Here is a 26,077-nt window from a genome sequence, read left to right on the forward strand (position 1 = left end):
GAGAAAAGATGAAACCCTTATTAACGGTTGCTGCCGTATTGGCGTGTATTTTCGCGTCGACATTTTTAATACTTAAATTGAGTGGGGTTCTAACGGTAGATGATATTGAATATTTTCTGCAGTCAGCGTCTGACATTAATCCGTTATACGTTGCGGCGTTAGTGATAGCCATTCTTTTTGCTGATTTATTTATAGCCGTTCCAACAATGACCGTAACCTTGTTGTCGGGCTATTTTTTGGGCGCTGTAGTTGGGGGGGTAAGTGCTTTGATTGGGATGATGTTCGCTGCAACTACCGGTTATATTATTAGCCGAAAATTTGGGCCCAGCCTACTCTATCGTATTTATAAAGACGAACAAAAACTGTCGGAAATGCGCACAATATTCGGGCGTCACGGCGCTTTCGTTTTGTTGATTTGTCGCGCAGCACCCATATTGCCAGAGCTTTGTTGTTGTCTTTCTGGCGCAACCAAAATGCCATTTATTCGTTTTATTCTTTATTTTTCCATCGGCACGGTTCCCTACGCGTTTATCGCGTCCTACGCGGGATCCATTAGTACACTGAGTAACCCGAAACCCGCGATACTAACGGCCATCATTGTTTCTGGTGGGTTGTGGTTGGTGTGGTTCTTTTTTCTAAAGATCACAAACAATTCAAAGCCGGTCAATAACGACATTACATCCGCTTAACGCGGATAGCCATAAGCACAAGAGATCGGCGCCAATGGTGTGCTGGTATCTACGCAACACTTTGGAGAGCGAGTTTATGTTTCGTTTACACGTAATTTCCTTACTATTTTTTTGTTCCATTTTCGAGGTCCATGCTATGGATAAAACCGATGTGTCATTAAAGGTCGATAATATTGATTCGTCTCGTCACGGCAATGTTGTTGTTTTTGTTTTTGGAGAAGAAGGTTTCCCGAAAGAACACGCTAAAGCCGTAACACGTTATGTATTTGCAGCGGAAACATCGACACATACACTGACTATTTCGGTTCCAAAGGCGCGTGAGTTCGCGATAAAAGTACATCATGACGAAGATGACAGTGGTACGGTAACCAAGAACTGGACGGGTATTATCCCCGCTGAAGGGCTTGGGTTTTCTTCTGGGGCAAAAATTCGTCTTGGGCCGCCATCATTCAAATCGGCGAAAATGACGTCACCTGCTAGCGGTAAAATATCGATACCATTGCGGTACCGCCATCCATAGAGCTCGTGCCAAATAATTGCGGATACTTGTAACCGAAGGCTGTTACTTGCAGGTAGTAGGTTTATATATTCTCGCTCGACGAAATGGCGAGTAGGCAAGCTCTTTTTCCTTGTGGTTGTAGTGGCCAGCGAGTAAAAAAAGGGCTATTCGTCGTGACGAGTGTTGTATCACTAGCTATACGACACTCGAGCTTTGCATCTCTTCCGTGCCCATTCCTTTTCTTTCTTATGTATGCGATATGTCTTTCTGTTGGTAGCATCTGCCGTTAAAATACGTAAAGTTGCTACGTAAGCCCACCCATATTCGGGTGTTTTCCTTACTCATTCGCTACTGTACAAAGACCCTCGCTATCGTGTTCATATTGCGGTGTTCACACGTGCGAAAATGTTGCTCATTCCGGCGAGCAGGCTTGGCCAGAAGGCCTGATTCCGGCATACTGCTCCTCACGAGCATCTCTTGGGGGCGTCTCGGTACACGGTGGGTTGCCAGCCTTTTCGTCTGATATCGGCGGTTAGGGGCGCTGTTGGTTAAAGTCTTAAGATGCCATCGTTACTTCTCTCCCCACTTTAATGAATGGTTTCATTTTATCTACGCTCGTATTGTTGGCCTATCAGGCCTGCAGTGCTATTGAAAGGTGAGTGTTGGCTTATACCCCTGAATTGCGCTTAGCGCCTTACGGTTGAATTAGCCAATCACTAAATTCCTGCGCGAAGCGGGAGCCGTTAAAGGGTGGAGCCAAAGTGACACGTTTCTATAAAATTAGGGGTAGAGTGCAGGGTGTTTTTTTTCGCGCTAAAACACAGGTTACGGCGCAAACGTTAGGTTTACAGGGGTGGGTGAATAATTGTGATGATGGCTCGGTAGAGGTTGTCGCGTGTGGCGATACTCATGCTATCGAAGCGCTTGAACAATGGCTTGCTCGTGGCCCAAAGCTTGCCCGTGTTGATAGCCTAGAAAGTCAAAATTTAAGCTTAAGCGACCTTCTACAAGCGAAACGAGTCAGCCAACTTCCGCCAGAATTTTTTATATCATATTAATTAGACACAATTATGCCTTTAACACATTTTATCGCCCACAGGGTTCAACGATTGTCGCCCACTGAACCGAGTCACGTTCATTGCCGGGAAAGCGTTTTTACGTTAAATGGGAAAATAGAAGAAGTTTTTCGAGAACTTAAACAGTCGTATTTAAAGCGTTTAGGGAAACAATACGGTCGATTTTCTGAAGATATTGGCCAGTTTCCCCTATCAAGCTGGCTACGAGAGCTGAACGAAGAAAAAATCGATTTTGCGCGCTTCTCTGAGTTGTTATTAAAACAGCTTAAAACAGTTTTCGATTCTGGTGAGTTTGCGCTTGAAGGTCATTTTTTTATCGCACAAGAGCAGCTAGAGGTTGGCTCCGGTCTTTATTGTTTTTGGGTTCATCAAAATCAAGTGTCAGCGTTAGATGGTGAACTCAACTTCAACGACCTTGTGATGCTCGATACAGCTAATATTGCTTGGGGAGTCAAAATTAACCTCGACGATTGGGAGAACGCACACTCGCAGCATTACTTGGGCGTTATTGCGTGGCGCGGTGAAAAGGAAATTTCAGATGCGTTATTAGATGTTATTGGTTTCACCGATAAAATAGACACAAAGGCCGATACAGAGCAGTTTTTGGAGGCCGTTGAGCAGTATGTGGAAAAACTGCCTGAAGACGAAATTCCGGTTACACGCAATAAAATTGTTGAATATTGTTTAGAGCAAGATAAAAGAGGCCAGGCCGTTGCCCTTACGGATTTATCCGAACATATGAACCAAACGGCGCCCAAGGAATTTCAGGAAAAAATGAACGTTTTTAATCCCGAAATAAAGCAGCAATTCATACCGGATAGAGGGCAGGTTAAAAACTATGTGCGAATTAGTGGAAGAGATGAGCTTATTAGTATGAGTTTTGCTTCGGGTTGTTTGGGTGAAACGGTTGTTTATGACGCGGAAACTGATAGCTTGACTATACGTAAAATTCCATCGGCGTTAAAATCGCGATTAATGAAACATATGAGAGACGCGTAAAGCGATCGACCTTGCGATGGAATCCGTGCAGTTAACATTATTCAACTAATAGAAAAGGCCGCATTATACTGCGGCCTTTTCTAGTTTTATGATGGGTAACTCACGTTTTAATCGTGGTTTTTTATCTAATAGGTATAGACAAGCGTTAACGACGTTTGTGTATCGGTTTTTTCGATGTTATCTAATACGACGGAGTTGTTGTAGATAGAGAAACCGGCTTTAAGCGCAAAGGATCCGTTTAGCGCTGCTGTTAAGGCTGTTTCTGCTTTCGTTTTGCTGTTTTTCGCTGAATCGAATGCTATATCACTGCTCAGTGTTTGTGTGAATTTAGCATGCTCGCTTAGCTTCCATTGGAAGTTTCCCGAGATACGCAATACCAGAGATTCTTCACTTTTACCCAGTAGATAATCACCGTTATTATTGGTGGAATTTTCGGTTTTGGAATAGGCCAAACCGGGACCAATACTGTAGTTTAATTTGGTGGCTTCGGTTTTGAATAGGCGGTTTGAATAACCGGCTGCGAGAGTGCCTTGATAATCGTAACCACTAAATTTATCGTTTTCGTAAGAGGCGTAAACAAATAGGCCTCTATGCTCTTCGTTTAGTTTGTAATCGCTTTGTGCCGACATGAAATATTTTTCAGCGGTGACTTGGTTTTCGGAAAGGATCTCGTCTTCTAGCATGATTTCGACTTCGTTTTCTTTGTAGAAGCCTTCTATAACATAGTTGTTGAGCCACTTGTCGAGGTCATGGGTAATGTCGAGTTTGCCTTTGAATGCGTTTGACTGGGTGTTACCTGAGGTGGTTAAAGCACCTAATTCTGCTTCAGCAGAAATACTTTTTGGTTCTTCTTCGGCAATACAATTATAGGCGATACACGCTAACAGTAGCGTGGCTGAATATTTCATGGGAGATCCTTGTCACGATAAGAATGGGGCGGGTGAAATTGGTGGGCGATTTTACTGTAAATTTTGGCACGGAACCACGAGAAAACAAGTGCTAGACCGGAATATTATCGCAAAGCTGTGGAAATTAACGGAGTTAATCCAGAAAATATGAGCAACAATCCAACTGGTGAAAAAATAAGCTTTCCTGTCATTGGGATTGTTTATTCGTGCTTTAAAGAAAAGTTTGGGATACCGCGCCAGCCAGGCCTTGCCTCCGCGGCCCAGGCGGTTATCGAAATTGCTGCGCCCTACAATACTTTGGATGCTTTTGAAGGGCTTGGTGATTGTAGCCATATATGGTTGCAGTTCGTTTTTCATAAAAGCTTACATCATGCTTGGCGGCCTAAAGTGCGGCCGCCTCGGTTGGGTGGAAACCGATCGGTGGGCGTATTTGCAACGCGGTCGCCTGTTCGACCTTCTGCTATTGGGTTATCTGTGGTTCGGCTAGAGAGAATTGAAGGTAAAAACGGTGTGCAACTCTATATTAGCGGTGCAGACTTATTGGAAGGCACGCCAATTTTAGATATTAAGCCCTACGTTCCGTATGTTGATTCCGTACCAGAGGCACTAAACCGAATGGCAGATGCGCCGCCCTCGGTTATGGCCGTACGGTTTAGTGGAATAGCCAAAGCACAAATAGACGCGGCCAATGGGTACGATAATCTGGCCGTGCTAATCGAGCAGGTGTTAGAGCAAGATCCACGTCCGCAGTATCAGAAGACGGATGAAGCGCGCACGTACGGTATGAAGCTTTATGAATTCAATTTAAAATGGCGGTATTGTGTTGAGGGGAGTGTAGAGAGTATTGAGGTGTTAGAGCTTGTGCCGTTATTGATTTGATGGACTGTGATAAGTGACGTCTAAGCGGCCTTTAAGCATGAAAAAGGTCGTACCACGTTACTTATTGATGGAAACGGTTGGCTACATTCGGCAACAACAAGAGCGCCCAATGTAGCCACTTTATACGTGAGGCGTTAGCGCCGAGCGCGTCGTTGGAGGCTCACCCCTAATAAACCTAAAGCTAGGAGTAATAGGCTGCTGGGTTCGGGTATGGGCGTTGTGCTGTCAATGACGTTCACTAAGCCTTTATTGAAATCTCCGTCTAGCCAATCGCCATTCTGGTCGCCCAGTGCCCATATCGTATCGAAAAAAAACTCACTAGTGCCAATCGATAGCGTATTAAAGGTTAAGGTTGCGAGGGAGAAGCTATTGGCCTGATTTGCAACGAGATCTAATGCACTTTCCCACGAGAGTTCATTAAGGTTCGCCCAACCGCTACCTGATGACGAGTCTTGCAGGCTATCGCCGAGCTGGTTACCAAAGCTAACGCTGGTCAAACCCAGAATACTGCTATCGAAAAACAAATCGAAATCAAAGTCGCCAAGAGCATTGCTATCCGTTAGACCCGAGATAAAAATATCCACGGAGACCGAATCGCCCAGCGTGACGGTTTGCTCGACGGGTGTAATGTCGATTACAACAGCGCTTGCAGTGTGGTGCGTGAAAAATAATGCTAGAGCCAATAATAATACGTAAAAGTTTGTTCTTTTCATGTTTAAGTCCTTTTAAGTTTACAGTAATTCACAACGAGGGAGTGTGCATAAGGTGACACATGCGCGTGCATCATTGAGCGTAATGGTCCCATCGCCGTCGATATCGCGCGCATCGCCAGGTGCTGCGGTGGTATTGCGTGCGCTTCTAACAATAAGAACATCGTCCTTATCGACATTATTGTCTCCGTCGAAATCACATTGCATGGGTTCAACGTCTTGGGCGAAATTTACCTCACAGCTATTGCCTGCGCCATCAGTGGCGACAATGGAGCCAGCAGCGGCAAGGTTGGCGTCAAGAATATTGATGGAATAATTCGCTTGTGGCTCGCCGGGGGTAAAGGGTGTGACCACTACGCTTGCATTCACAAGTGACACGCCTTCAATTATGAAAATGCCAGTATCAGCATCGATTGTATCGTTAGCGTTGGTGTCTTCACCGAGGTCGAGAATATCGTTGTTATTAATATCTTCACTGGGTTGGTTGTCGGTAGCAACGCCCGTGTAGCCGGTAGCGGTTGGCGTTAATGAACAAATTGGATTCCACGGGTCGCCTTTAGGATTAATAAACTGAAATAACGCACCGCCTGGGTAAATATAGGAATCGTAGCTGTTATAGCCTTCTATAGTGATGCCGTGTCCATTGGGTGAAAAGGTTTCGTGTACACCCTCCGAGAGTTGAATAACGGCCGCAGAATATAAGCTACTTGGTATAGACCGAAAGAATTCGAAAGGTATGGCGATGCCATCGAGTGTGACAGAACCAATATCGGCATTGTGTGCAATTAACGTTAAATAATGCTCCGCAAACTGCGCGCCACCGACGGTAGAGAATGTGTAAGCATTTAAATATTGTTCCGGTGGAATCATGTTGCCCATTGCTGGGTCGCCGGTGGTAGCACCGGTAGACGATTGTCCCGGCATATATTGCACAACGAAAATGGGTTTATCAGAAGAAAAATTATGTTCGCCTGCCAAGAAAGGGGTTTCGTGGAATTTTCCTTTCCCTACTCCACTGGCAATTACGGTATTGTCGAGCAGTATGTCGGTGTTGTCCTCGGAGGCAAAAATTCTATAAATCGAGCCAGCGGGTCGATCAGGGAGGTTTGCGACCAGAGCGCTAGTGCCCCAACTCTGTACCGGCTGCGCGACCTCAAAAATATGGTCGCATGCACTGATGTTATTTGGAACATTGGTACAGCGTTCACCGTTAATCACGCCAACAGGTTTGCTGGATTCTATGAGTGTCCCACTAAGATCCGCTGCGGCACCCCGTCCTTGCGTGACTAGAAAATAGGCTTCGCCCGTATTGAGCGTGACGGCATAGGGTGTGCCGGCCGGATGGCCTGTGGTAGCGGCAGTGGGTGTAATGGTAACTTCCGTGTTGTCGTAAGCAGCATACACAGTAAACTGCGAACCATAAAAGCTAGGCGTATAACTGGCGACAATATATTGGGTATTCATCGTATCAATGGGTAGTGCTAGCGCAGCGTCCGATGTGAAACCACGAAGGTTAACCATATAGGATACAAACTCTTCTGCGGCGTAAACGCGAATGGCGTTATTACTAACCGCATTAGATGTCCAGATGTTGGCCGATAATGGTATGTCGACGACGGTCACGTCGCCCGGCACAACGGTAACCGTCGTGTTAAACGTAGGGCTGTTAACTGGGTAATCAACTGTAACGTCGGTAACGGTGTCTGCCGTTAGATGAACTTGTAACGTTGATGCGCCTGTGTAGTTTGGCAAGAAAGCCATAATGAAATCCGTGCCTTTGTTGTCCAGCGCGGCGAAAGTGTACGGTGTTAAAATAGTGAGAATAAATGCGATGAGCAGTCTATAGCGAAGCGCATTGCGCGATATTTTTTGTCTCGATAAAACAGAACAGTTAACCATAATCATATCCTTATAGAATTGGGCTGTTTACAAAATGTCGACATTCGACATTGCTGAAAAGCAAGTAGTATTCCATGAGGTTTTAGACGCTAAATTAGCGGGTATATGACATCTCTATAATTGTTGTGTCGGATTTTTTCCTAGCCGTAATTAAAGCCTGTATAGCGGTTCGACGAAGAAAATCGCGTTGGCGTTTTAAACCAAGTTAAAACTAGCGTTTGGGTTGGGAGCGATGCCTTATCCGCCATTAGTGCGAATATGTGGCGCGTGAATTACGTAGGGTGCGAATAATGTGTAAAAATAATCAACTTACGTAAAAATTTGAATAGAAAAACGAAACGTTAGCCGTGCCTAGTGGTGTATATCGACGATTGGGGTAACGGTTGAGTTGCTCTCAAATGAAAGAGTACCTATCCGTTTAAAACGGAATAATGTTGAAAGTATACAGTCAGGAAAGTTTTGAATGCGAGTATTGTAGTGTAGTACGGCATCGTTGAAGCCTTTGCGCATCATTTCTATTTCGTTTTCCAGTTTGACCATCCTCCTGTGAAGGTCTTGCATTGCGTTGTTGGTTTTAAGGTCGGGGTACTGTTCGAAGATTACCGAAAGATCGCAAAGCAACTGGTGCTCGTTACGTCTATACGCATCGACTTCTGTGGCGGATGAATGGTGGTTACGTTGGGTTCGTAGCGTCGCAATTTGCGTTAATAACGCCTTTTCATGCGCAAGTAGAGTGGTTGCAATTTTCTCGAGTCGAGGAATAAGTGTTGCTCGTTTTTTTAAGCTAATTTGAATGTTAGCCCAGCCTCGGTGACAGCGTTGTCGAAGAAATATCAAATCGTTGAACATTATAATAAGCATGACGCACCCTAAAAAAATTGGCGCCGCCATAGCTGCATTCAAAAAATCTAAAGACGAAAACTGTCCGTTACTGCCTGCTATCATTAATAGCGCTAAAAACATAAGGCTGACGGATGCACTGAGCGCCAGCATACCTTTGGCGGCCTTCATAAGCATTACCGTATTCTCGGGCTTGTTGCTAATAATAAAAGGTGAGCCTTTTTCGTGGGTAAGCACCAACGTATTGCCGGTGGTTTTATCGGTTACGGCCTTCCCCAGTAAGTACAAGGTATCGTTTGGGCTTAAACGTTTCTCTGAATAGCGTTTTATGCCTCGGCGTTGGGTTGTATGGTGCTCTGTAATAATCTCGGCGTTACTAGGAAACACACGAAGCTCGCCCTCGTTATCGGTACAGTAGAAAGGTTGTTTTTCTATTCGATCTTCTAGCGTTACCCAGCGAGAATTTTTGCCGCTTCCGCGTTTTTCCGTAACGGTATAGTGATACCAACAGCAAGGCTGATTGGTGAGCGGCCCGCGCAGAGTCTCGGCCTGCGGTTGGGCTTTTAATTGCCCCACCACCTCTGTTAAGCCTACTGTTACGCCGGTTGTTTTACTGGTGGGCAAGTTTTCTTGGATGCGCTTAACGCGAATAAAGGTAAACGCAAGCCACGCGGTGCCCAGCGTAAAGGCCAGCGCGAGTAGATCAAGAAGACGGTTATGAGGCGTGCGAGTAGAGGTATAGAGCGCGCGTTCTGTGTCTGCCAGAGCTTGCTGTTCTTGTGATAAAGGCACCGCAATAGGGGCGTTTAAATGTCGGGTGTGCGCGTAGAGGCTTTCAGGAAAGGTGTTAATTTGTTCGAGATAACGTTCTCGCAGAATATAGCGGGAGAGCTGCCAGCCATTAATACGTTGTTGATCCATGTCGGCGACGGCGGAGAATGGCGCCTGAGCAAAATCGATGGTGGTACTATCGTTAAGCGAGAGATTATAGCGAGCTGCCACTGTTTGAATAAGCTCTCCCGCACGGGAATGTTGTTTTAAAAAACGTTGGTGACCATTTTGTACATCACTTTCTACACTCTTCCACCCGTAATGTAAGAGTAGTGTCGTACAGCTTAGGCTGACGAGTGTGAGATAAATTATGACCTTATGGATGGCAAGAGCGTAAATAATGCAAAAGCACATAAGCACCAGTGCGCTAATTGCGCCACTTAGAAGTAATACTACCCACCACCCCATATTACTTCGTTCTGCTGCTGCTCCTGCGCTTGACACAATGGGGATGTAGTCGCCGGAGGTCTGAAAATTAACGGTAACGTTATTATCATTGTGTTCGAGCCATCCAAAAAGGCTTACCCATTGATTGACGTCTAGTCGCCATTCGGTATATCGACGACCGCCCTTAGTTTGTCTTAACTTTTGAGGCGCAGTCCAGTGTAGAGAATGAAGGCTACTGTTGGCGATAATAAGAGCGCTACTGCTGTTATCACGGAGATAAAAATCGGCAGCATTGCTTTCATCGCGTAGAGTCCTCCATTGGGTGTTGCCATCGCTATCGCGGTATTCCTCTTCTTCTAAATACCGATAATAGATTGTTTTATTCATCGACCGTGGGGCCGTTACGGTGCTGGGCCCAGCTTCGATCACGCCGCGTAATTGTACTTCACCATGGGTGCTGCCCATGATACTGCTGTGCGGGATACGCTCTAGAATACGAAAATCAAGTAGTGATTGGAACGCTTTTTCGGCAAGAAAAAAAGCCAAGCAAGCCAACCCAATTGCGCCTATGAGCGACAAAATACGTTTAACAATATCCATAAAAATATGTGATGTCTCATGCAGTGGTTAAGTGCTGTGTAATAACGTGTTAAAGCGTGCGTGCGGCCAAGGCTTGTCGATAATGGTTGGCACTGCTGTCGTCGTTACCGAAGCATGCAAAAACAACCGTGTCTAAATGTTTTGCGTGGGTAAGGTAATCGCATATCGTTTGAACCGCAATTTTACTGGCGGCGGCGAAGGGGTATCCATATGCACCACAACTAATTGCCGGAAAAGCAATAGTACGAATGCCGTGTTTTACCGTGAGGGCGAGGCAATGGCTGTAACAGCTGCGCAATAACTCGGCCTCGCCTGCTTGGCCACCTTGCCATACAGGCCCAACGGTGTGAATAATGTATTGGGCCGCTAAACCAAAGGCGGGCGTTATGCGGGCATCGCCGGTACTACAGCCGCCGAGAGTATCACAGTACGCTCGCAGTTCGGGCCCAGCAGCGCGATGAATGGCGCCATCCACGCCGCCGCCACCGAGTAAGCTAGTATTAGCCGCGTTAACGATGGCATCAAGATTAAGTGTGGTGATATCACATTGTCGAATCAGAATTTGAGTCACGGTACGCTCCTGTTAAACAGGGGTTGAATGTGCCGTAGTGTACTCTTTTTTAGGGATGATTTACCGCTATTGTGCGGAGCCGACTGTGCCAAGACACCAAAAATTTATAGACCATGGTGAGAGCGGGAGCGTTGCTGCTTGGCCTGAGGCTTGGGGGAAGTCTTTAAGATTTACGGCACCTTTTTTGAAGCGTGGCTTGACCCCGTTGATCAATACTTTCTTTGCGGATAATTTTTTAGCTGTTATGCAATAGCGTTGTAGAGCGGGGCCAATGCCGGTGGCGCAAACCGTGCGAGGCGAGCTGGACATATTGATGAGTAGCAAACAGATGCCGCCCGTCTGTTTGTTGCTATGCGCGTATGCACGTAGCGTTTCGTTGTGAAAATCGAGTTGGTATACGGCCGTGCCCATTAACTTTCCCCACAACCAGCTAACCCAATAATCGGGCCGAGGTTTGAGAGAAAGGCGGTCGATTAAACCGTAGTCGCCACCGATTAAGCTCTGTCGAATCATCACTTTTTGGTCCAGTCGTGCGCCCTGTCCTAATTGGTCTGCCCACCAAAAACAGGACATAAATCGATCAGAAATTTTGGGTTGCCCGCCACATTGTGCCGACCCTGTTTCACCTGTCCATAACTCAGCATGGGGCTGCGAGATATCACGCAGCTGCTTAAGTTGTAAACTGTATTCGCGAAAGGCATCAAAGGATTTTACGGAAAGTGTATTGGCTTTAGTCGCTTTGCGTGTTCGCACGGGAGAGCGTACGCTTTGAAACGGGTAATAATGCCAATCGACAATATCTAGTTCGTTACCCGGCGCGTGTAAAAATTTTTCCGTAATATTTGAAAATGGTTTAATGGCCTCTCCAATTCTTGGCCAAAAAGCACTGCCGGGGCCACAAATGCGAATGCTGGGGTAGTAGCGCTTGACGAGTTGAGTAAAGGTTGCGTAATCGTTCGCGAGATCTCGTGCGTTGGGTTGTGAGAGCAACCCGTGAAAAGCCCAGTAAGCATTTAGCTCATTGCCGAGTTCACAGACATCGATAGCGTAATTGTTTTCTTTGGAATATTGCAGCAGATGTTGAATACACATACCGGCCCATTCCCCTTGTTGCTTGCGTTTGAATAACCCGTATTTAAACGTGAAGAAAAATTTTAAATGGTTGCGTGAAATAAAGCGGTGTAACTCATCCCATTGCCGTTGCGTTAACACAAGGCTGTCTTGTTCGCGGGAAATATTGTGCTGAGTGTGACGATCGAAGTAGTGTATTTTATCGGCTTCGGAACCACCCACTCGAAGATAAGCTGGGCCAAGGCTTTGCACCAATAGATTGAGTTTTGGGTTATTTAAGTTGAGAGGGGGGATGCGCAGAAGGCCTAATCCTCGGCGAGTACCCATACTGCCTTCCCACCAAAAGCCTCCTGCGATTACGGAAATATCAATAGAGAACGACAGGTAACGAGGGTCTACGCGCGCGATGGGTTGCCCGTCAGTAAGCGATATTGTCACGGTTGGTGTGGGTGATTCGTTTCGTGACTGAGCGGTTAAACGTACAATTTTGCGGAGTTTTTCTAGCAAAATACGGCCTAAGTAGAGTGAATGAGCTGCAAAAGATTAAGTCAGAATTATGACCGTCGCGTTACAATTGCGGTCGCTAGCAAAATAAGTAAGATAACGGAATAAGGTAAATGTGTGTGACAGATAAAAGCGAACACAATCAGTTCCATATATTGCGGGAAAAATGTTTAGCTAAATCTTCGCGAGAGTTTAAAGCACGTGGCAAGTCGGTACGGCGTTGCAGTAATTGCCAGCTCGCCGACTATGCGTGTATTTGCGATTACCGGCCGCAACTCCAGAGTCGAAGTGAGTTTATATTGCTTATGCATCGCAATGAAGTTTTCAAACCGACCAATACAGGGCGTCTTATTGCCGATGTGCTTCCTCAAAACACCCATGTTGCGTGTTGGAGCCGCACGGAACCAGAACCGCAATTGCTAGCACTGTTAAAGGATGAGCGTCGTCGCTGCTTTATCGTATTTCCAGAAGGTGATGATAATCATTGTGCAACCAGCGGTTTACCGCAGGATGACAAAATAAATACCTTTATATTATTGGATGGCACATGGAAGCAAGGCCGACGCATGTTAACGCTGAGCCGTTGGCTGGACGGGATAGCCGTTCTTGCTTTTCCCGAGACACTTATGCGTGGTTATGCGGTACGGAAATCGGAGCATCGATATCAGCTGTCGACGGCGGAAGCCGGTGGCTTGTGTTTACAGTTAACGGGTGAAACGACTCAGGCAAATAGATTATTCGATTACTTTACGTTATTTAATCAACATTATGTTGCAACGAGAATGTCCACTCCACCTGTTGTATCGGATCTTCATCATCGTTTAAAGGCTAATAGTGCCTAGGCGCCCGTGTTGATCTTCTCGCCTGTTAGGTTAGGGCTATGTTTCGATTTTTTCTACAGAGACAACAATAAATAAGGCAACAGTCATCCCATTAGCGTTTAGCTTTTTTCTTGGTGTAGCGCGTGGCTTGCGCGTCTAGTGGGTTGTCGGGCCAGGGGTGTTTGGGGTAACGTCCTTTCATTTCTTTTTTAACGTCTTGGTAGCTTGTCTGCCAAAATCCTTCTAGATCTTGCGTGATTTGTAGCGGACGGCGCGCAGGCGACAGCAGGTGAAGTTGGATTTTTACTTTTCCGTTCACAAGCGCGGGAGTTTGTGTACAGCCGAACATCTCTTGTAATTTTACTTCGAGTACAGGGGGGGACTGACAGTAATCGAGGCTAAGACTAGAACCGGACGGCACGTTAAGGCGTGTAGGCGCAAGATTATTGAGATCTTTAGGTTTCGGCCAAGGTAAAAGGTTTTCGAGAATGGAATGTAAGTCGAGTGTTTTTAAATCTGTTCGTTTTGTGATGCGGGATAGGTAGGGCGCTAACCAGCTTTCGAGTGTTGCTAGTAGGTGGGCGTCGCCAACATTTGGCCAGTCATTATTGGGTAGCGTGCTATTTAAAAGCATTACGCGCGCTTGCCACTGCCGCAACTCATTATTCCAGGGTAAGCAATTAATGCCGTGTGATCGTATTAAGTTTATGACAGCCTGCTGTTTATCGTTATCGCTAAGATTTTTCAGCGGTTGTTTGTTCAAAATGATGCTGCCAATACACGTTTGGCTTTCGGCAATAAGGCGATCGTTTTGCCACTCCAGAACAGTCTTTTCAGTAAGTAGTGCGCTGAGTGCGGTTGAAAATAGCGCAGGGTCGAGTGAGGCGGCACTGTATATTTTATCTTCGCTTTGGCCGGTATGGCCACCGAGTTCGGCAACGGCAAGCCAGTCGCTGCCGGCAAGTGCACTATTGCTGTCGATAATTGCGGTGCGCCCGTTGCTGAGCAAGTAATGGTGACGGCTATTGTCACGTTTTTGAGCGATTCTGTCGGGGTAGGCGCAGGCTAACAGGAAGCCCATTTGTAGCGGCGTGGCTATCTTTTCTCGGTCGCTGGTTGTTTTTCCTCTCAGTGATTGTTGAAATTGTTTTGCTTGTTTTCGAGTGCGTATTAACCAGTGATGATGTTGCTGATTCGTATTTCTATCACCGGTTAGTACGTGGAGTGTGTGTTCAATATCGACTTCGTTTATAGGGTTGCGTTCCCCCATTAGGGCTGCAATTAAGCATGCTGTTTCAAGTGCATTGTGCGCCGCGCCCATTAAAAGCATGTGGGCGAGACGTGGTTCGGTAGGCAGCGACGCCATTTTTTCACCATGGCTATTGAGGTTGCCTGTATCGGTGAGTGCGCCCAGTGTTCGAAGTAGCTGTTTGGCTTGAGCGAAGGTCGCGGCCCCGGGGGTATCGAGCCATTTCAAATCGCTCGGGTCGGTCACGCCCCATTGCAACAGTTGTAATGCAAGCGGAGCTAAGTCCGCTATTAATATTTCTGCCGGTGTGTGGGGTACGAGTTGCGAATGTTGGACATCGCTCCAAAGCCGATAACACACACCGGGTGCCAGCCGCCCTGCACGACCAGCGCGCTGTTCACTTGAAGCCCGAGAAATTCGGCAGGTTTGTAATCGTGTCATGCCGGTTCGCGGATCGAATTGAGGTTTTCGGGCGAGACCTGCGTCCACCACAATATTCACCCCTTCAATGGTTAAGCTGGTCTCAGCGATATCCGTAGCGAATACTACTTTCCGGTTAAAAGGCGAATTTGCGGGCAAAGGTGCTATGGCGGCTTGTTGTTCACGTAAAGGGATGCTGCCGTGCAACGCGAGCAATGCAATGCTGGCTTGGTCTTTGTTCGATAGCCGCGATTGTAATGAGGTAAGGCAACGGCGGATTTCATTTTGGCCGGGTAAAAAAACAAGTATGTTACCTGTCTGCTTTTTTAATGCGATTTCAATGGTTTCGCAAACGGCATTGTGAATAGGCTCACGAAGAGATAAGTGAGTGCCATAAAAACAGTCTACGGGGTAACTGCGGCCTTGGCTTCGAATAATGTTGCTCGTACCCAGCAGTGACGCCACTGAGTCGCCATCCAAGGTTGCCGACATTACCAATAACTTGAGAGGGTCGTGTGAGTCGCGAAATAACTCGCGGCCTTGTAAACAGAGTGCCAGGCCAAGGTCTGAGTGAATATTGCGCTCGTGAAATTCGTCAAAAATTACTAGCGCGGTGTCGGAAAGTTCAGGGTCGTGCTGTAAGCGCCGTGTAAGAACACCTTCGGTTATTACTTCGATGATGGTTTTTGAACTGGTTTTTTTCTCTAGCCGAATAGTATAGCCAACGGTTTCTCCCACCTTTTCACCGAGTAAGTTGGCCATTCTTTCTGCCGCTGCACGCGCGGCGACACGGCGTGGTTCGAGTACGATTATTTTTTTCCGTTGTCGCCAGGGCGCATCGATAAAAGCTAATGGAACGGCGGTGGTTTTACCTGCGCCCGGAGGCGCTTCCAATACCAGTTCGTTATCGGATAGAAGCGCGCTTGTAATGGCGGGTAAAACGAGGCTAATCGGTAAACTTGGATCTGCTGAAAACATAATTAAGGTACTACGCCGAGACTAATTGCGGGGTTTGATCACGCATGAGCGACACCGCTTTAATCTGTGCAAAGACTGTTTGTCCTACGCTAAGTTGTAAGTGTGCCAATGACCGACGGGTAATACGTGAAAGCATGATTGCGCCCTTGTCGTCGGGTGTTTTGAGTTTTACCAATACTTGGGCGGGGTCTGGGCTGTCGACAATAGCGACAACGCACAGTGGCAAAATATTACTAATACTGGAGCGCTCGGCGCGATCTAAGGCAATGCTCACGTCTCGAGCCATAATTTTAACCCGCACCTTATGGCCACGTTCAAGCTCTCGTTGTGAAACAAAAAGCGTACCAAATTCTGTAGCACATTCGGTTAAATGAAATTCGGGTTGGTGCTCGATTACAATGCCGTCCGCGACTACGCAGGCCTCTTCTAAGTGAGATAGCGGCAAGTTCGGGTCCGTCAAAAGTGAATTAAGAGGGCCTTGGTGAGTTACACGGCCATGGTCGAGTATTACCATGGTGTCGGCAATGCGAACCACTTCATTAAGCGCATGGCTAACGTACAAAATGGGAATATCCAGTTGCTGATGCAGAGCTTCCAAATACGGCAATATCTCGTTTTTACTGGCTTGATCGAGGCTGGCGAGCGGTTCGTCCATCAATAGTAATTGCGGGCTTGTGAGAAGCGCTCGAGCAATGCCAACGCGTTGTTGTTGGCCGCCCGAAAGTTGATGAGGGTAGCGCTGCGTTAACGATTCAATACCGAGCAAATGCGTTGCTTCTTCCAGAATGATTTTGCGCTCGCTTATGGGTATACGTTTGTAGCCGTACATTAAATTCTGTTGCACGGTTAAATGAGGAAATAGATTGCTCGTTTGAAACACATACCCAATAGGGCGCTTATGTGTAGGTAGCGTGATTTTTCCGTTTTGAAATTGCATTTTCTTAAATTGAATGAGGCCTGCGTCGAGAGGCTCTAAACCCGCCACACACCGTAGTAATGTGCTTTTTCCCGAGCCCGAAGGGCCAAAAATGGCGGTAATTCCCTGCGCGGGCAGTGTTAAATCTATTTCTGAGTAGAAATCGCCTTTGCGCAGTTTATAACGAAGTTGCAGCGAATTATTAAGGCTCACAGGTTCAGCCCTCTTTGTTTTCGTTCTAGCAGTTGTACACTAAATAATACGCTGAATGCGAATATTAACATGCCCGCAGCAAGCCAATGTGCCTGCGTATACTCTTGAGATTCGACGTGATTATAAATGGCCATAGAGAGTACTTGGGTCTCGCCGGGAATATTGCCACCGATCATTAGCACAACCCCAAACTCACCCATAGTGTGCGCGAAGCTAAGCACAATTGCTGTTAATAACCCCGGGCGGGCGAGCGGTAGGGCAATAGTAAAGAAGCGATCGATTGGGGAGGCGCGTAATGTGGCTGCCGTTTCCAGCGGTTGTGTGCCCATTAACCTAAAGGCATTTTCGAGAGGTTGCACGGCAAAGGGCAAAGAATAAATAACTGACGCTACCACTAAACCTGAAAAGGTAAAAGGCAGTGTTCCTATTCCAAGTGCTTGAGTCATTTGCCCTACGAATCCTTCGGGGCCGAGCAATAGGAGTAAATAAAAACCCAGCACAGTAGGGGGTAAGACCAAGGGCATTGCTACGAGCGTTGCAATATAAGGCTTGGCTGGGTGAGCTGTTCTGGCTAACCACCAACTTAGAGGTAGCGCGATAAACAGCAGTACCCATGTGGTTGTAATGGCGAGTTTAAGCGTGAGCAATATAGGCGTGTAATCGAGTGAGAGCATATAGTATTACGGTGTCGAAGGCGTTTTGTAGCCCATGCGTTGAAGTGTATTGATAGCGATAGGGGTTTTCAAAAAGGCAATAAAAGCCGCAGCCGCTGCGTTGTTTTTTCCGTGAGTTAATAATATTGCCTGCTGGGTAAGAGGCGAATGTAAATTGCTGGGTACTTTCCAGTGATAGTGGTTATGGGTGTCTAAATGTAAAAATTGCGAGAGGGCAATAAAACCGCCTTCACTGTTACCGCTGGCAATATATTGAAGGGTTTGGGTAATATTATTGCCGTAAACGAGTTGTTTTTCGTTGACGTAATTTAAGCTGTTTAAGGTTTCAACGGCGGCTACGCCGTAGGGCGCAATACTGGGATTGGCAATGGCCATTTTTCGTATCAGGCTGAAATTGGGTATTGCTTCAGACGCATGTTGTTGGGGAGCCCAATAAACCAATTGCCCTTCGGCATAATTGAAGGCTGTGTTTGCGATACCATGACCACTGGCGAGTAATGCTTGGGGGCGCTGAGTGTCGGCAGCGAGAAAAACGTCGTAGGGCGCGCCGTATTGTATTTGTGTAAAGAGTTGCCCGGTAGACCCTGTTATAACCGTGAGCGAGTGTTGCGTTTGTTCTTCAAAAATAGGTTGTAACTTTTTAAGTGTGGGACTGAAGTTGGCCGCTACCGCAACACGACAATTTTCTGCTACAGCAATGGTGCTTAAACTGATAAACAATCCATAAACAACCAGTAAACGAAAGGCAAGCATAGGTTAGAGATCCTTCGCAATTTGGATGTTATTTAATTGCGGCGTAGAAAGACTAATGCCTTCAATTTCTGCCGCAGAAAAAACGGCTTCATTAACGCTATAAATTGTGCCCATGAGATGTCGGCGAATGGTAGCGGTTATTTTGGTGTTGGGTAACCGCCCTAGATAGAACCATACCGTGTATTCAAGGGCGTAATCGCCAGCGAGTGTTAGTGCGCATTCAAACGGCGCGTCGACATTAAGGTTTAAACTAGTATTTTTACTGCATTGCTCGTTTGCCTGGCGAAAAATACGTTCTATTCGATTTCTATAATGTTGTAATTGTTCGCTTCGTTCTTCGATGGTTTTGCCGTCTATTTGGGGGTAGCCAATATTATAGCGAAGCGCTTGACGAATGCCGTCGGTTGAAGCGATACGACTAAGGTTATCAATTTTGGATTTTATAAATTGGCTATTGCGAATTAAGGTGCGATGGTTATTGCGTATGTCGTACAGCACTATGTATATCAGTGTCACTTTGCTTATGACATATTCATCAGGATAGCCATCTACAACGACGACGTCGCCGTCTTGTAGTATGCGAGTATTCAGTACAATTAAACCGCTGATGATATCGGGCGCCCAGCTAGCGCTCGTAAAGGCTAAAAAAGCAGCGACAATACCAAAAATACCTGTTGTTTCAAGCATGCTATCGGCGCCCCAAATTTTTATGAGGGCATAAATGGTAAAGATGATAATAAAACTTAAACAGAGTAAATCGACGAGGCGAGTACTATAAGTATCGATATACACTTTTTTGTCATCGATAACTTTTTCGTTGCCAAAGCGTTTTCGCGATAAGAAGCAAAGTAAATTGTAGCCATAGAGCGCGGTGTAGACCGCCGCTAAGCTGAGGCCTAATTTGATAAATGCATTTTCGTAATCACTGCTAACTTTGAGCAACGTTAGGTCTAATACGTGTAATACAAGAATGACAATGTTAACTGCGCGAAAAATACGTACCGGCGATGTGCGAGTTTCGTCAATTTCGATCAGAGCTAGTAGTGGCCTTGCAGCGAATAATAGACTGATATTGAGTAGGAATATCAGCCCGTGTACGATTCGTTCAGTCTGCGTGAAGTCAGGCGTTAGCCAGAGGATAGTATCCAAGGGGAAGAGTCTCCGTTTGCTGCCAGAAGCAACGGATAATACCGCCAACGCAGGCAAACATAAACGTTGACGGTCTTTAATTGGCAATAGTCAGAAGGGCTTCTAAGCGCGCACGGCACCTTTGGTGCCAATGATGCCTGTTTAGCGGGTAAGAGAGGTAACGTTTGAGTCTTCAACGCTTTCCGTTGAAGCGCTATCATCACTTGCCATGGGCGCGGCTTCTAGCAATACACTGGGCTTGCCCTTACATGCTTTAACTAGGTCGTCGCTACGTTTGGCGAGTAAAAGGCCAATGGCTTCTACGTCTTCATCGCTAACTGTGGGTATATTCGCTTCAATTAGGCGCGTAATACTTTCGGCCAATTCGAGCATTTTATCGTGTGCGTCTGCTGCTTTTTTGTCATCAAACATACTGCCATCCCGGTCACATTTCCAAACTGCAATAACTGCCATTGTTGCGATCCTCAATACATGGTGAATTTAGGTGTACTGTATAAGGGTACAGTACACCTAAATTGTCTGTAAAGCGAATATTATGCGTTGGGGTTGCAGTACATTTCTGGGTAAACTTATTGGTGAGCTTTTAACCTATTAATGGACCTTTCCCTAATGGACGGCCGAGCTGCCTTTAGGGGAATGTATTTTCTGAAACTTTCTTGTAATGATGACCGTAAGTAGTACGGTGAGGCGCTGAATGATATCTGTGCGAAACGCGTCGGGATTGGGCTCGACCGAGCATTTAACCGTCGATACACGTGAACTCACAATATCTTGAATGATCTGAAAGCGATTATTGTCTGCAGGGTCTAGCGTAGGAATGGTTTGAATCAATTGCTTCATCACCGTACTGTAATCGGTACTTCCGTAGCTATTGAGGATTTTTTGAGCGTGACGCTCTAGTTCCTTGATTTTCATTTCTTTTAGGCGAGGCACTAATTCAGCCTCACCGGTTCGGAGAAATTCTTGCGTTTTCATTGTCGCTGCTCCTCTGGCGTGGCGGGTATGGTAATCGGTATTATTTGAATTGTCAGTCTTGTAGTGAGCCCTATGAAATTAGAACGTCCGAGTTGTGAACTCTGTTTGCGACCTACGCGCACATGCCTGTGTGATCTTGTGCAAAAAGTAAACTCCAACATCGAAGTGATTATTTGGCAGCATCCGAGCGAAGCGGGGCACCCTAAAGGTACTGCTCAACTTTTGTACCTGTGTTTGCCGAATAGTCGTTTATATGTGGGTGAACATTATACGGCTTCGGCGCTTGGAGTAAGGTCGTCAGAATGCGCGTTGCTTTATCCCGAAGAAGAAATACAAAGCGGTTTAAAGGGCTGCGTTGAGCGGAAGTCAACGCCAACGCATCAATTACTGGTGTTAGATGGAACATGGCGTAAAAGCCGTAAACTACTGTATCTAAATACCTGGTTAGCCGATTTGCCCCGAGTGAACTTGCCGTCGGAACAGAGTGAGTACCGTATTCGGAAAGCGGAACAACCTAATCAATTATCCACCTTTGAAGCGGTACAATTGGGTTTGAAAGTGTTAGACCCACACGCAAGAGTGGGGTGTTTAACCACTGTCTTTTCTGCATTTGTAGAGCGCTATGAAAAATTTATACCCACTCGTTAACGTATAGGGTTAATACATGCCTTATGATGAATAAGTGGTGTAGATACGTGTAACCTTAACGTAGCCGAAGTGCTGCTTTGGTGGCACATTCGGTCACTATAACGGGATATAAAAGCGGTTTTAGATATTCGAATAACGTTGAATGTCGTGAACAGATGACATTGTCGAGTGAATGGACAACTACCGGTAGGGTAAGCATTGTTGTTGAATGTCGTCAGCAGGTTGTAACTCTCAATAGAGGATGATGTGTATTATGAAGATTAGAACGTTAATAGGCAGTTTATTGCTGCCAGCGCTATTGGCTTGCACTACCGCGGGCGATGCCGTAACACTGCCCAAAATGGCTGATTTACTGGCACAAGAGACCGGGCAGAACGGCCGTGCGTGTGTTCGAGTGTCCGATATTGATGGGTATGGTTTTCAGCACGACATCGTAACGGTGGATGCTGGGCGCGATTACTACTTGATGACCACTTTAACGCGTTGTCATGCGATGGCAATGGCTGTAGCGGTGGTCTTTAAGGGGCCGCAGAATGAAGTGTGTGGCGGCGGTACAAGTAGTATTACCAGTACGGATGGCCGTTGTACCATTAGTAAAATATTTGAGTTCGATGATAAGGACGCGGCCTTTAGCGCATTGAAAAAAGCTCAATCACTGATTGATGAAGCAAAAAATGCGGCCCAGATGACGATGGAACTAGTGGAATAGCTTACTCCGTTACTCGAACGAGCCTTTTGAACTAACCGTAATTTTTACGTGTTTAGACTAAGGCTAGGTTTTATCATTGACAGGGTTAACTATTTCTTTCGGTATTAGCCCGTTCGTTATGTAGTTGCGTTTGGCGCTCGCCTTTCGCTTCAATAGTGCTCTGCGTCTATCGGGTACGATTGGCCAGCGTCTACTTCAGTTTTGACTTCTCCAGTATTTAACGCGCTTAGCGTTTTCTCTCGGGCTAAGAGCGTTAGCCCATCGTTTTTTTCGCTGTGATTTCATTTAGGGGCTTCAATCTACCGCCCGCGCGCAATGGCGCTGCGTGTGTTTACGGAAAAACTAGGGGGCTATGACACGGGAACGGTCTTAGGCAGCAAAGAATTACCGTCTTTTAGAGGCAAACGTGTGACTTAACGTTAGAAAGATGGCCGAAATGTAACGGTTATGCATTTTAGCTTAGCTATTTAATTGCGATTATAACGCTTCTTTAGCAATGAATTTGACGTCAATCTAACGCGGTTTTGCTAGACTGGTGGGAGCAATATTCAGTTAAACGGCTTTAATTATCTTATTATCTTAAGTTAACCAGTAACAGGATTCGTGATGAAACGTTTTGTAAAAACTTTGATATTGGTCGCGGTAACGAGTGTATCGAATATAGGATATGCGGCCCCATTGGCATTGAATGAACAGGAATACTTCGAGAAACGAGGGCTAAACGTTTTTGTTTTTAATAATTGGTATAACGGTTTGTTTAGCGATTCAAAAATGAGTGGCTTGGAAATTGTTCATCATGGCGTGCGTACCTCCACCAATGGTGACGTTCGATTAAATTCCACACCAGAGCAGTGGGATAAAATTCCAGCGTTCATTGAACGTAAAGTTGATCTAAAAAATCAAACGGTAGAAGCTTTTTTGCATTACCCCGAATTTGATTTTAAATATTCCGTTCGAGCAGCCGCCGTTAACGGTGGTTTAAAAATTAGTGTTTCTCTGCCCAAAGCCTTACCAAAAGCATTGGAAGGGGTGGCAGGTTTTAATCTGGAATTTATCCCTTCGGTATATTTTGAAAAATCGTTTCTAATGGACGAGCATGCTGGCACGTTCCCGCTTTACCCTTCCGGGCCAAAAGAAGTCAACGGTGTACGTGCGGCGCAAGCGCTGGCCAGTGGTCAAACACTGGTATTAGCACCGGAAGATATGCAACGTCGTGTGATGATCAAGTCCAATGGGCCAACGCTTCAGCTATACGATGGTCGTAATAAAGCTCAGAACGGTTGGTTTGTGGTGCGCAGTTTGATTCCATCCGGCAAGAAAGGCGATGTCATCGAATGGCATTTAAGTGCGAGTACGGATAAACATTGGTTGCGTGAGCCATCGATCGGTCACTCGCAAGTGGGCTATCATCCTAACCAGAAAAAAATAGCCGTTATTGAGCTCGATAAATACGACACTCAAAAATCTACAGCGCGTTTAATTAAGATCTTGGCCGATGGCAGTCGAAAAACTATTGTGAAAGCAAAACCGTCCGAGTGGGGCAATTATCAACGTTATCACTACCGCACCTTCGATTTTAGTGCCGTACAAGACAGTGGCTTATATGTGCTGGAGTACGGTGCCGTTACCACCGCGCCTTTTAGAATAGGTGGCGATGTTTATTCAACGGCTTGGCACCCAACAATGGATGTCTTTATGCCGGTTCAAATGGACCACCTTCTCATTAACGAGGCCTATCGGGTATGGCACGGAGCTTCCCATTTGGACGATGCTTTGCAAGCACCGGTAAACCATAAACACTTCGATCTTTTTGCGCAGGGCCCCACAACGGACAGCCCCTACAAACCAGGCGAGCATATTCCAGGGTTGAACATTGGTGGTTGGTACGATGCCGGCGACTACGATATTCGTACCCAGAGCCAATACCGCGCCATCTCGACACTGGTTGATGTTTGGGAAACGTTTAGGCCTGAACGAGACACCACATCAGTGGATTACCCTCGTAAATTTGTCGACCTCCACGTGCCCGATGGCAAGCCTGATGTGTTACAGCAAATTGAGCATGGTGCTTTAGCGCTGATAGCCCAGTACCGTGCCGTGGGCCACGCTATTCCCGGTATTATCGTACCGACTATCGACCAGTACACGCATTTGGGCGATGGGTTGACGATGACGGATAACCTAATTTATAACGCCGGCCTTGATGAACTCGAGAGCAATGGCTACGAAAGTGGTAAGTTCGACGACCGTTGGGCGTTTACCTCCTATTCGAGCAAGTTGAATTATGGCGGCATTGCAGGCTTGGCCTCGGCTAGCCGAGCATTAAAAGGCTACAACGAGGCACTGGCGAAAGAGTGTTTGGCTACCGCTATCCGTGAATGGCAGGAAGAGCAAAGCCACGAGCCCGTGCATTTTCACCATGGTAATACCACCGGATCCGATATTGAGATTGAACACTTCAAAGCGGCGTTGGCGTTATTGAAGGCGACAGGTGAGCCACAGTATCGTCAAGCAGTGGGCGAATTACTTGCAGGGCTAGCGCCTCACTTTAACGGTGTTGCGGATCTTGCTTTAAAAGCTATTCCCTACATGGATGCGGCCTATAAAGCGCGGGTAAGAGCGCTTACCGAAGCGTATGTTAAAGCTTTACCGGAACAGCTTAAGAAAAACCCCTATGGCGTGACCATTGGTGAAGGCGGCTGGGCAGGAAATGGTTGGGTCTTATTGCGCGGCATTAATCACTACTACATGCATAAAGCGTTTCCAGATTTGATCGACAAAGAAATGGTGTATCAATCGCTCAACTATTTGTATGGCAACCACCCCGATTCCGATATCTCCCTTGTATCGGCAGTGGGGACGCGTTCAAAGAAAGTGGCGTATGGAATGAATCGCGCGGATTATTCGTTTATAGCCGGCGGAGTAGTGCCAGGCATTTTGATGTTAAAGCCTGATTTACCCGAAAACCGTGAAGACTGGCCCTTCCTGTGGGGTGAGAATGAATACGTTATTCCCATGGGGCCTTGGTATGTTTTCTTAGTCCAGGCAGTAGAGGATCTAGTCAAAGAGACTAAATGAATGGTGAGCAGCTAAAAAAGTGGGCGAAAAGACTGTTCGTAATCGGATAAATCAGATAGATTAGGTGACAAGCGCTTAGCGAAGGACATTGTTCTAACGATAGGCGTCTGTATACCTGCTGAAGCTTTGTCAGCAGAACTCAAGGGCGAAAGCCCTTTTTTTCGTTCTCCCCCTCCTATTGTTTCTCGCGTTTTTGTAAGCGTCCCTCATTGTATTTAGCGGCCACCCGCACCTTGTATTGGCTGTGGCGTAGGGTATCGCTAGCGTTATAGTTTTTATATATCGATAATATAACTTTGATTGATTTAATGTATTGGTGTTTGTTTATTACTATTACCTCGTCAACATCAATTGTCTAAATTAATCGGGAGATACCACTATGACAACGTCATTAATCAACACGACCATTAAGCCATTTACGGCAACCGCTTATCACAAGGGTGAATTTGTGCCCGTCAGCAGCGATGACCTTGCCGGTAAATGGTCCGTTGTAATGTTTTACCCAGCAGACTTTACGTTCGTCTGCCCAACGGAATTGGGTGACATGGCCGATTACTATGCGCAATTACAGGAGATGGGTGTAGAGGTTTATTCGGTGTCTACAGACACCCATTTTACCCACAAAGCGTGGCATGACTCATCAGACACCATCAGCAAAATTGATTTCCCCATGATTGGAGATCCAACCGGTGCTATTACCCGAAATTTCGGCGTCATGATAGAGGCCGATGGCTTGGCCCTTCGAGGCACCTTTGTGATCAACCCTGAAGGGGAGATAAAAGTCTCTGAAGTGCACGATTTGGGTATCGGTCGTTCTGCTAAAGAGCTCGTACGAAAAATTCAGGCTGCGCAATACGTTGCCGAGCACGATGGCGAAGTGTGCCCAGCCGCTTGGCAGCCGGGCGAAGAAACGCTCGCACCCTCCTTGGATTTGGTCGGCAAAATTTAACGGCCGTACTGTAAGGCCCACTTTATCGCTAGCGGTGAGGTGGGACTCTTAACTGAAGCATTCCTTAACTGAAGCAACCCTT

General features: G+C 46.4%; 23 protein-coding genes. 10 read left to right on the plus strand and 13 right to left on the minus strand.

The window, feature by feature from the left end; all coding sequences use genetic code 11:
• Window positions 1–8: 8 nt before the first annotated feature.
• The 4 genes from H5647_RS07180 to H5647_RS07195 all read left to right on the plus strand — a co-directional run bounded on the left by H5647_RS07180 (window position 9) and on the right by H5647_RS07195 (window position 3,263).
• Entirely contained in the window at window positions 9–689 is a 681-nt protein-coding gene (locus tag H5647_RS07180; protein WP_045857454.1) for a TVP38/TMEM64 family protein, read from the plus strand.
• Window positions 690–825: 136 nt separating this feature from the next.
• Window positions 826–1,209 carry a DUF2141 domain-containing protein gene (locus H5647_RS07185; RefSeq protein ID WP_082087163.1) on the plus strand — a complete coding sequence of 128 codons (384 nt, stop codon included), beginning with the start codon at window positions 826–828 and terminating at the stop codon, window positions 1,207–1,209.
• A gap of 740 nt (window positions 1,210–1,949) precedes the next feature.
• A complete protein-coding gene (gene yccX, locus H5647_RS07190) occupies window positions 1,950–2,246 on the plus strand; it encodes an acylphosphatase (protein WP_045857458.1) in 297 nt (98 codons plus the stop codon).
• Window positions 2,247–2,258: 12 nt separating this feature from the next.
• Window positions 2,259–3,263, plus strand: a complete 1,005-nt coding sequence (locus tag H5647_RS07195) for a nucleoid-associated protein (protein ID WP_045857460.1) — start codon at window positions 2,259–2,261, stop codon at window positions 3,261–3,263.
• A 125-nt stretch (window positions 3,264–3,388) separates the two neighbouring features.
• Here H5647_RS07195 and H5647_RS07200 read toward each other — a convergent pair whose 3' ends face one another.
• A complete protein-coding gene (locus H5647_RS07200) occupies window positions 3,389–4,171 on the minus strand; it encodes a DUF481 domain-containing protein (RefSeq protein ID WP_052691917.1) in 783 nt (260 codons plus the stop codon).
• Window positions 4,172–4,318: 147 nt separating this feature from the next.
• Here H5647_RS07200 and tsaA point away from each other — a divergent pair, with 147 nt between their 5' ends.
• Entirely contained in the window at window positions 4,319–5,050 is a 732-nt protein-coding gene (gene tsaA, locus H5647_RS07205) for a tRNA (N6-threonylcarbamoyladenosine(37)-N6)-methyltransferase TrmO (RefSeq protein ID WP_045857462.1), read from the plus strand.
• A 134-nt stretch (window positions 5,051–5,184) separates the two neighbouring features.
• Here tsaA and H5647_RS07210 read toward each other — a convergent pair whose 3' ends face one another.
• The 5 genes from H5647_RS07210 to H5647_RS07230 all read right to left on the minus strand — a co-directional run bounded on the left by H5647_RS07210 (window position 5,185) and on the right by H5647_RS07230 (window position 12,466).
• Window positions 5,185–5,763, minus strand: coding sequence for a PEP-CTERM sorting domain-containing protein (locus H5647_RS07210; protein WP_045857464.1), 579 nt, complete (start codon window positions 5,761–5,763; stop codon window positions 5,185–5,187).
• An 18-nt stretch (window positions 5,764–5,781) separates the two neighbouring features.
• Window positions 5,782–7,659 (minus strand): IgGFc-binding protein, encoded by a 1,878-nt coding sequence (locus H5647_RS07215; RefSeq protein WP_045857466.1) that lies wholly within the window; start codon window positions 7,657–7,659, stop codon window positions 5,782–5,784.
• Between the two features lie 351 nt (window positions 7,660–8,010).
• Window positions 8,011–10,317, minus strand: coding sequence for a LemA family protein (locus H5647_RS07220; RefSeq protein WP_052691918.1), 2,307 nt, complete (start codon window positions 10,315–10,317; stop codon window positions 8,011–8,013).
• A 49-nt stretch (window positions 10,318–10,366) separates the two neighbouring features.
• Window positions 10,367–10,888 carry an O-acetyl-ADP-ribose deacetylase gene (locus H5647_RS07225; RefSeq protein WP_045857468.1) on the minus strand — a complete coding sequence of 174 codons (522 nt, stop codon included), beginning with the start codon at window positions 10,886–10,888 and terminating at the stop codon, window positions 10,367–10,369.
• A gap of 66 nt (window positions 10,889–10,954) precedes the next feature.
• Window positions 10,955–12,466, minus strand: a complete 1,512-nt coding sequence (locus tag H5647_RS07230) for a glycosyl hydrolase family 79 N-terminal domain-containing protein (RefSeq protein ID WP_236074815.1) — start codon at window positions 12,464–12,466, stop codon at window positions 10,955–10,957.
• Window positions 12,467–12,582: 116 nt separating this feature from the next.
• On the opposite strand from H5647_RS07230, the gene H5647_RS07235 reads away from it, so the two are divergent.
• The gene (locus tag H5647_RS07235) at window positions 12,583–13,305 is read left to right on the plus strand and encodes a tRNA-uridine aminocarboxypropyltransferase (protein ID WP_236074816.1); all 723 of its coding nucleotides are present in this window, start codon (window positions 12,583–12,585) and stop codon (window positions 13,303–13,305) included.
• A gap of 91 nt (window positions 13,306–13,396) precedes the next feature.
• On the opposite strand, the gene hrpB is transcribed toward H5647_RS07235, so the two are convergent.
• From hrpB to H5647_RS07270, 7 genes are all read right to left on the minus strand, one after another.
• Complete coding sequence (gene hrpB, locus H5647_RS07240) at window positions 13,397–15,931, minus strand: ATP-dependent helicase HrpB (protein ID WP_045857472.1); 2,535 nt, start codon at window positions 15,929–15,931, stop codon at window positions 13,397–13,399.
• A 10-nt stretch (window positions 15,932–15,941) separates the two neighbouring features.
• Entirely contained in the window at window positions 15,942–17,060 is a 1,119-nt protein-coding gene (modC, locus tag H5647_RS07245; protein ID WP_045857473.1) for a molybdenum ABC transporter ATP-binding protein, read from the minus strand.
• Window positions 17,057–17,734: a molybdate ABC transporter permease subunit gene (modB, locus tag H5647_RS07250; RefSeq protein WP_045857477.1), complete on the minus strand. Its 678-nt coding sequence runs from the start codon at window positions 17,732–17,734 to the stop codon at window positions 17,057–17,059. The genes modC and modB overlap by 4 nt, the downstream gene beginning before the upstream one ends.
• A gap of 6 nt (window positions 17,735–17,740) precedes the next feature.
• On the minus strand, window positions 17,741–18,487 hold the full coding sequence (modA, locus tag H5647_RS07255) for a molybdate ABC transporter substrate-binding protein (protein ID WP_045857480.1): 747 nt from the start codon (window positions 18,485–18,487) through the stop codon (window positions 17,741–17,743).
• A 3-nt stretch (window positions 18,488–18,490) separates the two neighbouring features.
• Window positions 18,491–19,636: a mechanosensitive ion channel family protein gene (locus H5647_RS07260; protein ID WP_045857481.1), complete on the minus strand. Its 1,146-nt coding sequence runs from the start codon at window positions 19,634–19,636 to the stop codon at window positions 18,491–18,493.
• Between the two features lie 141 nt (window positions 19,637–19,777).
• Window positions 19,778–20,089 carry a YebG family protein gene (locus H5647_RS07265; RefSeq protein ID WP_045857482.1) on the minus strand — a complete coding sequence of 104 codons (312 nt, stop codon included), beginning with the start codon at window positions 20,087–20,089 and terminating at the stop codon, window positions 19,778–19,780.
• 153 nt (window positions 20,090–20,242) lie between these two features.
• Window positions 20,243–20,611: a hypothetical protein gene (locus tag H5647_RS07270; RefSeq protein ID WP_045857483.1), complete on the minus strand. Its 369-nt coding sequence runs from the start codon at window positions 20,609–20,611 to the stop codon at window positions 20,243–20,245.
• A 72-nt stretch (window positions 20,612–20,683) separates the two neighbouring features.
• Between H5647_RS07270 and H5647_RS07275 the strand changes: the two genes are divergently transcribed.
• From H5647_RS07275 to ahpC, 4 genes are all read left to right on the plus strand, one after another.
• The gene (locus H5647_RS07275) at window positions 20,684–21,259 is read left to right on the plus strand and encodes a tRNA-uridine aminocarboxypropyltransferase (RefSeq protein WP_052691919.1); all 576 of its coding nucleotides are present in this window, start codon (window positions 20,684–20,686) and stop codon (window positions 21,257–21,259) included.
• A 253-nt stretch (window positions 21,260–21,512) separates the two neighbouring features.
• The gene (locus tag H5647_RS07280) at window positions 21,513–21,968 is read left to right on the plus strand and encodes a DUF6491 family protein (RefSeq protein ID WP_052691920.1); all 456 of its coding nucleotides are present in this window, start codon (window positions 21,513–21,515) and stop codon (window positions 21,966–21,968) included.
• Between the two features lie 606 nt (window positions 21,969–22,574).
• Entirely contained in the window at window positions 22,575–25,046 is a 2,472-nt protein-coding gene (locus tag H5647_RS07285) for a glycoside hydrolase family 9 protein (RefSeq protein WP_045857487.1), read from the plus strand.
• A gap of 379 nt (window positions 25,047–25,425) precedes the next feature.
• The gene (ahpC, locus tag H5647_RS07290; protein WP_045857488.1) at window positions 25,426–25,995 is read left to right on the plus strand and encodes an alkyl hydroperoxide reductase subunit C; all 570 of its coding nucleotides are present in this window, start codon (window positions 25,426–25,428) and stop codon (window positions 25,993–25,995) included.
• Window positions 25,996–26,077: the final 82 nt, after the last annotated feature.

This window comes from Teredinibacter purpureus (assembly GCF_014217335.1).
Classification (GTDB): domain Bacteria; phylum Pseudomonadota; class Gammaproteobacteria; order Pseudomonadales; family Cellvibrionaceae; genus Teredinibacter; species Teredinibacter purpureus.